The 7,460-nt window shown below is 44.2% G+C and carries 3 protein-coding genes and 1 pseudogene; 1 reads left to right on the forward strand and 3 read right to left on the reverse strand.

All coding sequences use genetic code 11. The features are described 5' to 3' along the window. Positions 1-13: 13 nt before the first annotated feature. Both QUA54_RS19575 and QUA54_RS19580 read right to left on the reverse strand, forming a co-directional pair. Entirely contained in the window at positions 14-2,836 is a 2,823-nt protein-coding gene (locus QUA54_RS19575) for a tetratricopeptide repeat protein (protein ID WP_333415931.1), read from the reverse strand. Between the two features lie 538 nt (positions 2,837-3,374). Then, positions 3,375-4,232 carry a calcium-binding protein gene (locus QUA54_RS19580; RefSeq protein WP_333415932.1) on the reverse strand — a complete coding sequence of 286 codons (858 nt, stop codon included), beginning with the start codon at positions 4,230-4,232 and terminating at the stop codon, positions 3,375-3,377. A 1,351-nt stretch (positions 4,233-5,583) separates the two neighbouring features. Between QUA54_RS19580 and QUA54_RS19585 the strand changes: the two are divergent. Beyond that, a pseudogene (locus tag QUA54_RS19585) lies at positions 5,584-6,353 on the forward strand (IS1 family transposase). On the opposite strand, the gene QUA54_RS19590 reads toward QUA54_RS19585, so the two are convergent. Next, positions 6,343-7,437: an IS630 family transposase gene (locus tag QUA54_RS19590; protein WP_445301568.1), complete on the reverse strand. Its 1,095-nt coding sequence runs from the start codon at positions 7,435-7,437 to the stop codon at positions 6,343-6,345. The pseudogene QUA54_RS19585 and the gene QUA54_RS19590 overlap by 11 nt on opposite strands. Positions 7,438-7,460 lie beyond the last annotated feature (23 nt).

The following is a 7,460-nucleotide window of genomic DNA, read 5'->3' on the forward strand; positions in this document are numbered from 1 at the left end:
CTCCAGATGCCAACTAACCCAAACGCACCACTTCAACCATCCTTTTCAGCGAACTCAAGTTCACCAAAATATCCTCAGTCAGCGAATTCTGATACATCAACTGTCTAATAGGATAGCATTCAAAAGCCTCGCCCGCTAAAAAGTAATGTTCCAACTGCAAATATTGACTGCTTCCCCAGTAATAATGGCTGATATAGTGAGGCGACACCAACTCAATTACTTTAGTTCCCTGGCGACAAAAAATCGTATTTGTCAAGCCGCTGCCGTGGGCAGCAACTATCACCTCAGCGTGGTAAAAATGAGCAATTTGCTCTGCCAAAGACATCGACTCCGGCAAAATAGAAACAAAGCCAAATTGCTCCAAAACCTCAACCACATCTTCCTCGTTCAAAACTCGCCGATATCTCGCTTTGCTGCGGCTGATATAAATGCGTTTTGGATAGCTGGAACTAGGTATAATTCCCTTGAGAAACTCGCGCCTCAAAAAATCCATCGCCCACCCTGAAGGCCAGCCCAAATATCCCGCAAAAGACGGCACAATTAACTCTGTTGCTTGAATGTGAGGCAAGCGATCGCCCTCCAAGACTTTCTCTTCAGGAATGCCCAGAATTCTTAGACTTTCCCGCTGAAATTGGTGCTGACAACTATTCACCAAAAACCAATCAATTTCCGCCAAATCCCTACCGCTGAGCCGCAGCAATTCTATCCTCGGCAAAACATCAACCATCCAGTGAAAATAGACATTTCCCGACAAACCAGAAAGCACCGCCACGCTACCGTCAATTTGCTTTAAAGGCGGAAAGGATTCTAACTGAAAAACGCTGTGTTTTCTAACATCATGCTTTTCGCATCCCGGCAAAAACCCCGGATAATCTCTCGACACATCAGCCAATAAATAATTGTCTGGAGTAATTACAGCGATCGCTTTGCAAATCAGCCAATAATTTTCCTGCGGAACAATCCAAACTCGCCCGTTAGGAATCTGTGCCACAAAAGTCTTTGGCGACTCCACAGGTAGCGGTTGCAAGTTGGACAAACGGCAAACCCCCCAACCCAAATGCACCGGATCGAACCACTTAGAAATTCTCTGCAAACACAGCCCGCAAGTTAAACCTGTACAATCGGTATTTCCCAATTGCGAATTTCTTAGCGAAAATTGGGATATTTGAATACTTGCGGCACAGGATTCTGGGGCAGATTTCCAAACTATTTCCACATAATTACCCGCCTCCAACTTAGCATTAACCAGCCAATCCCAACTCGATAAATAAATAGCGTGAGGAGGTTCTAAAGAATTGCTATCGGGCGAGATAAAACTCTTTTTAGTCCACTCTTTTTGCTCCCCATACCCGTGCAATTGCAACTCTAAAACCTTTTGATAATAATCGATCGCCCGTTCCCAGCGCCCCTGTTTTTCCAGCAGTTTTGCCAACTCAAAATAAACCTGCGGTAAAGCAGGTTGAATCGTCAAAGCCATGCGGTAAACTGCAATTGCTGCACTGAACCGCTGTTGCTGGGCTAAGGAATTTCCCACCCGCCAGTAAATCTCTGCATTTTGTGGCTGAATTTGCAAAGCTTTTTGATAATAAGCGGTGGCTGATTCGTGTCCGCCGTACTCTGTTAAAGCATTTCCCAAATGCAAGTAAATTTCGGCTAAATTATCGCAGATTTCAGCAACAGGCAATTCGCGCTCTGCACTTGACAAATATTTAGCCGCACCCTTTTTTTTCTTTACTTTTAAATCCCTTAAATCCGTGACATCCGTGACATCCGTAACATCCGTTATACAATCCGTTGCCGAACTTCCCATCAATGCTGTCAGAAATCGATCGCACGCAGCGATCGCTCTTGACAATTCATCATCTTCTACAGCAGCTATTCTGTGCCTTTTTGCCAAACGGCAGTAAGCCTCAACAAAATTAGGCTTCAGAGCTATCGCCCGCTGAAAATAAGGCATGGCTTCCGGAACTTTACCCAAAACCATCAAAGAAAACCCGGCGTCTGTATAGCCCGAAATATGTTCGGGATTCAGCTCGATCGCGCGATCGAAACAAGCAACCGCCGCCGAATGTTCCCCCTGTATTTGCCAAGCTTTCCCCAGATTGTAGTGAGCCAAAACCATGTCCGGCTCCAACTCAATAGCTGTGAGGTAAGATGCGATCGCCCGATCGGGATTTTTGTCCAGCAACGCTTGACCAAAATTATTGTGCAGTGTCGCCCAATCTGGCTTAATCTCGATCGCCCGTTGGAAAACCTCGATCGCCTCAGCAGCGCGATCGTCCTTCAGCAGAATCGCACCCAAATTGCTGTAAGCTTCCACGTAATCCGGCTTCAGAGCAATCACCTGTCGGTAGGTATCAATTGCCACTTCGAGCTGATTATTTTCATCTAAAACTACAGCCAGATTGTAGAAAGCAAGTAGATAATTGGGGTTAAGAGCGATCGCCTTTCGGTAACAGTCGATCGCCCCCAACAAATTACCCTGATTGTGAAAAACATTTCCCAAGTTATAATGAACTTCCGGCCAGTCTGGTTTCAAATCCAGAGATTGCCGGTAGTGAAAAACCGCCTCATCCAGCCACCAATACTCGCTGTAAAGTTGACCCAAATAAGCATGAGCCAGAAAAAACTGCGGCGAAATCTCCAAAGCTTGCACAAAAGCGTCTCTTGCCGCCGTCGGATCGCCTTGAGCTTCCAGAATTTCGCCTAAAGTGGTGTAAGCCGAGGGCGAAAACGGTTGAAGTTCGATCGCCCTTTTGCAAAACTCGATCGCCTCAGTTAACTTCCCCCTGTTCAAATAAACTTGGGCTTGCCGGATATATTCTTGAGTGTTCATTGATCGCCAGCAGTTGCGGTTACTTTACCGCTTCAGTAAAACTTAGAAATTCTGATTTAAAAACTTTGTATTTATATTTTGCCCGATCGGGCGATCGATTAATTTCACTAATTAATTGTTAAAATTTTTACGTTTGACGTTAAAGTTGACACCAATCCCCGAGTTTTACTTCCTACTTTCTTTTGCTTCTGAGACTCAAGCCTTATAAACGCCGTTTCTACGAGATACGACACTTTTGCTGGCAAATGAATTACAAAAAACTGGTTTCGCTCCGGGGCGGTGCCAAGAGCGCCTGCCCTCCGGGTTTCTGAGGTGTACTGAACTAACCTGGAATCTGCTGCTGTATCTTAGGTTTCCGGGCGAAGTATTTACCAAGAAACCGACTTTGTGATTCCGCGTGCCTAAGTCCTGTCTCTACATTAAAGCTTTCAACTTCGCTCCGCCGCAGGCAGAATGAAGTTGAAAGCTTCCAAGACTTTCAGTAGTGTGAGAACAGCCCCAGATTTTATCTGGTGCTGCCCCACAACTGCCACTTGTTTTAGAACAACTCGAAGCTGTTCGAGGTAATTGTCAGACCAGTCTGCAACTGAGCAACAGTTAGCACTCCGTTGCTGCCGTTGAAGTACAACGCACCGCTTGTTGGGTCGTAGACCAACTTGTTCGTCGTGCCTGCTCCTGGGCTGGCTGCGTTGAAACCAGAAACGACTACAAACTCGGTGGCATCGAAGCTGCTGCCCAAACCAGAGAACACACCGCCCTGCTTCAAGCGGATCTTATCTTCGCCTGGGGTAAAGTCAGTGATCGTGTCTACGCCATAATCGCCACCGCTGGAGAAGAAGTAGAACGTATCGCTGCCAGCACCGCCCGTCAGGACATCACTTCCTCTGTCGCCAGAGATAAAGTCATTGCCAGAGCCACCATCGACAGTATCGTTATCTTTACCGCCGAACAGGCTGTCGTTGCCGTCGCCGCCGCTGACAACATCGTTGCCTTGGCCGCCATAGACTGTATCGCTCCCAGAGCCGCCGAGTACGGTGTCGTTGCCTCTGTCGCCAGAAACCAGGTCATTGCCATCACCGCCGTCTACGAGGTCATCACCTTTACCGGCAAAGATCACGTCATCGCCGGTGCCACCAGCTACCACATCGGCGCCGCTGCCTGAAAGGATGGTATCGTTGCCGTCGCCGCCGCCGACAGTGTCATTGCCGCCGCCGGTAATAATCAGGTCGTTGCCACCGCCACCAGCGACCACATCGTTGGCCCCAAAAGTCAGGATGATATCGCCTTGGGCGGTGCCGTTTAACCTGTTACTCTCCTGGGTGCCGATAATGTTAGCGCCACCGCCCGGTCCCGGGTTTGAAGATACTGGTGTTGTTGGATTAGTTACCTGTGTCATTTACACTCCTCCTAAAGGATGAATCATTTTTCTACAATACACTTTTCTCTGCTATACAAAACCTGGCTAAGCTTATTTAAGCTCCACCATTCAACTAGAAGTAGTTTCTAGAGGGTCTGCTTCCTGCTTCTACCAAGGGAGTCGGCTCCTACTTGTCCACAGGCGTAAATTTGGGTGGAGCAGCACCCTATTTTTCAAATGAGTACAACTATTTTTTTTGAAGCTTTTAGCCAACGAAACCGGACATTGGTTGAGACCCTAATTGACCCGGCTGCCATAAGTTGTCATGTAATTTAAATTGTCCGTAAGGAGGTCGGGATCGCAAGTTGAATCCTGTATTCCTTGAGCAGCAAATATCGGTTGTTTCCTGCTGTGGACTCTCGACTCCACCACTCCCTCCCTCCTCTAACACCAAAATATTTCAACTAAACGTTTGTGAGTGTACCATACTGAGCTTCGATGCGGCTAGTCATTTTTAAAACAATAGCCGGGAAATACACATAAACCATTTTTAATCGGAGTATGCTCTCAAGATCGAGAAATCGCACCGGGCCCTTCTTGGCACTGTCGATCGCCGGGAAGTTCGATCGCCCGCAATGGGGCTGGAACTGAGTTGCGACTTTATCAGTACACTGTAGTTGACCAGACTTTTGATTTTCGTCAATAGTTCCCCAGAAATCAAAATTTTTTAGCTAGCTTTCAAAGCAAGCCCGCGCACGCTCGAGGCCGCATTCAATCAAAAGTTCGTCCCAACACAATCCCCGACGGACTCTTGAGGCTCATTACCTTGATTTTTCCACCGAAATCCCTCGCACTCAACCCAGGATTTTGGCTAAAAAACCCGGTTTTTCAACCCAAATAGCTCATTACAGCCATGAGCCACATCCATCCCGACAATCTGACAATGCAGCGCTTGTGTTGGGAAGTTGAGATGAACGGTAGGCCCGTAGAGTGGTGACGGTACTGTCAGTCGATTTTAAATTTGAGATTTTAGATTTTAGATTTACTCCACAGATGAATCTGGGAGGTTGAACAAAGATCTAAAATTTTGGGCTGCTGGCGACTCCTGTCGGAAACTGGTATCCGTTTTTGGGCGGGGTCAAAGCTGAGAAGAAACTGCTGCGCATCTTGTAAAAGTTTATAAACAGAATGCAACTGCCGGTCAGCTCTAAACTCCGTCATCAATCCTTTCCCATCTAAAACCTCAAATCTCAAATCTCAAATGGTATTAATTGTCTCTTGGTTCGGGACACAGTGTCAAACCGAAAAATATGCGGCGTTGCATATATTCATAACGATCTTTAAAAATAGGAAGTGGCAGAATAAAGGCAAAGTTGTTCAAACTTAAAAAATGCAATGCCCCAAATGCAACGGTGAAGATGTAGTTAAAAATGGACATCGATACGGAAAAGAGTGCTATCGACGTAAGCAATGCAATCGCCAGTTTGTCGAAACCTATAGTGAGCGTGGATATTCCGAGGATGCCAAACAAATTTGCTCCTCTCATATACTGTAATGGCATGGGGCGCGAGACAAATTGAGCGTTGTAATGCTATCAGCCACAATAGTGTCATCAACTGGGTCAAAGAAACAGGGGAACCATTACCTGAAACTGAGGCAGTTGAAACCATACCAGAAGTAGGAGAAATCGACGAAATCCAGACATTTGTTGGCTCAAAAACAACAAGATCCTTGTATAGACACCAGTCAATCATTTTGCTGAAGGCATTCTTGCTTGGACGTTAGGGGATAGCAGCAGTGACACTTTTGTTGCTTTGTGGAGGATGAGTAAAAATTGGTCTTGCTATTTCTGGGTCACTGAGGACTATTGTGTTTACCCAAAATATATCAACTCTGAAGACCATATTGTTTGCAAGACTTATATGACAAGGGTGGAAGGAGACAACACGAGATTAAGACATTATCTGGCGCGGGTTACATCGCAAGACCTTATGTTATTCCAAGTCTCAAGAGATGTTGCAACTTTCAATTAGTTTGTTGGTTTTTTATCTCAAGCACCAGCATCAAAAATATTTCTCTGTTTTTCCTCGATCATTATCAATATATGCAACGCCGTTATGCGTTTGCCCAATTGTAAGCTGTTGCACATTTAAACTGTGATACACCCATTCCCCTTGTTTTTGATTTTTCGACCCCATTTAATAATTAACTCTCCTTCATTTAAGAGGCGATGTAATAAATACTCTAGCTCTTCAATTGATGTAAAAAGTCGATTTGCAATATATTTTTTTGTCGAATGCCAGACTAATTCAATCAAATTATAGTCTGGGCTATATTCCGGGAGGAATTCTAAATGAATGTTAGGTAATTCTGTCTCAATTTTTTCGAGGTACTCTTCTTTTTTGTGAAAACTAGCATTGTCAAGGATGATTACTATTTTTGCTCCCTTTTTAGCAAATTCTGATGCTTGATTACCTGCTGATACCCATTCATTAATTAGCTCTTGGTAAAAGATTTTTAGCACTCTATAAAAATTATATGAATTGCCTTTATTTAGAAATTCTACAAACCTTTTTTTGTCTGAATACCTCAGACCTCCCATTACATTAATTCTTCCTTTTCTTCTGTCTCCCCTGACTTTTTTTCGGCTTCCTTTTTTACACCAGTTCTTTCTTCTAGTTACTCTCAAACTGAATCCACTCTCGTCCCAAAACCATACCTGCAATCGTTCTGGAGTTGATTTTTTTATTTTTAAAAACTTTGATATTTTTTCTTTAAATGCTGTTCTTTTGTCGGGATTTATTTTAGATTCTAAGCTATATTTTGCCCAAAGGTAAACGTACTTTTTTTGCTTTAATATCCTCCGAACTTGCGCTCCACTTAATTTTATTCCGGTACTCTCCTCTAAATATATTGCTAATCTTTGTGCTGTCCATCTTCCAAATTCGTATCCTAAGTCTTGAGGTTCTTTGTCTATAGTTTCTAATAATATTTCTATATATTTATCTGTGGCTTTTCTATGGTTTCCACTCATCCTTGCATCGGTTAGAGTTTCTAGATTATCGGGATCTCCCTTCAGACACCAATGAGACACCTTATTTACTGAACAACCCAAAAATTCAGCAATTTTAGCTTGAGTTTTCCCATCATTGAGCAATAATAAGATCAGAATTCTTTCTCTAATATCTCCGTTTTTGGGTCTTCTGGGTTTGAGGTGATAATAAAAACTAATTAGAAAAGCCAGCTAATAGTCGAGCTCGAAAATTG

Origin of the sequence: Microcoleus sp. MOSTC5, assembly GCF_036701825.1 — a bacterium.
GTDB lineage: Bacteria > Cyanobacteriota > Cyanobacteriia > Cyanobacteriales > Microcoleaceae > Microcoleus > Microcoleus asticus.

Excerpts from the sequence above, each read along its gene's own strand:
- QUA54_RS19575 (WP_333415931.1), bottom strand. The coding sequence starts at position 2,836 with ATGAACACTCAAGAATATATCCGGCAAGCCCAAGTTTATTTGAACAGG.
- QUA54_RS19580 (WP_333415932.1), bottom strand. The coding sequence starts at position 4,232 with ATGACACAGGTAACTAATCCAACAACACCAGTATCTTCAAACCCGGGA.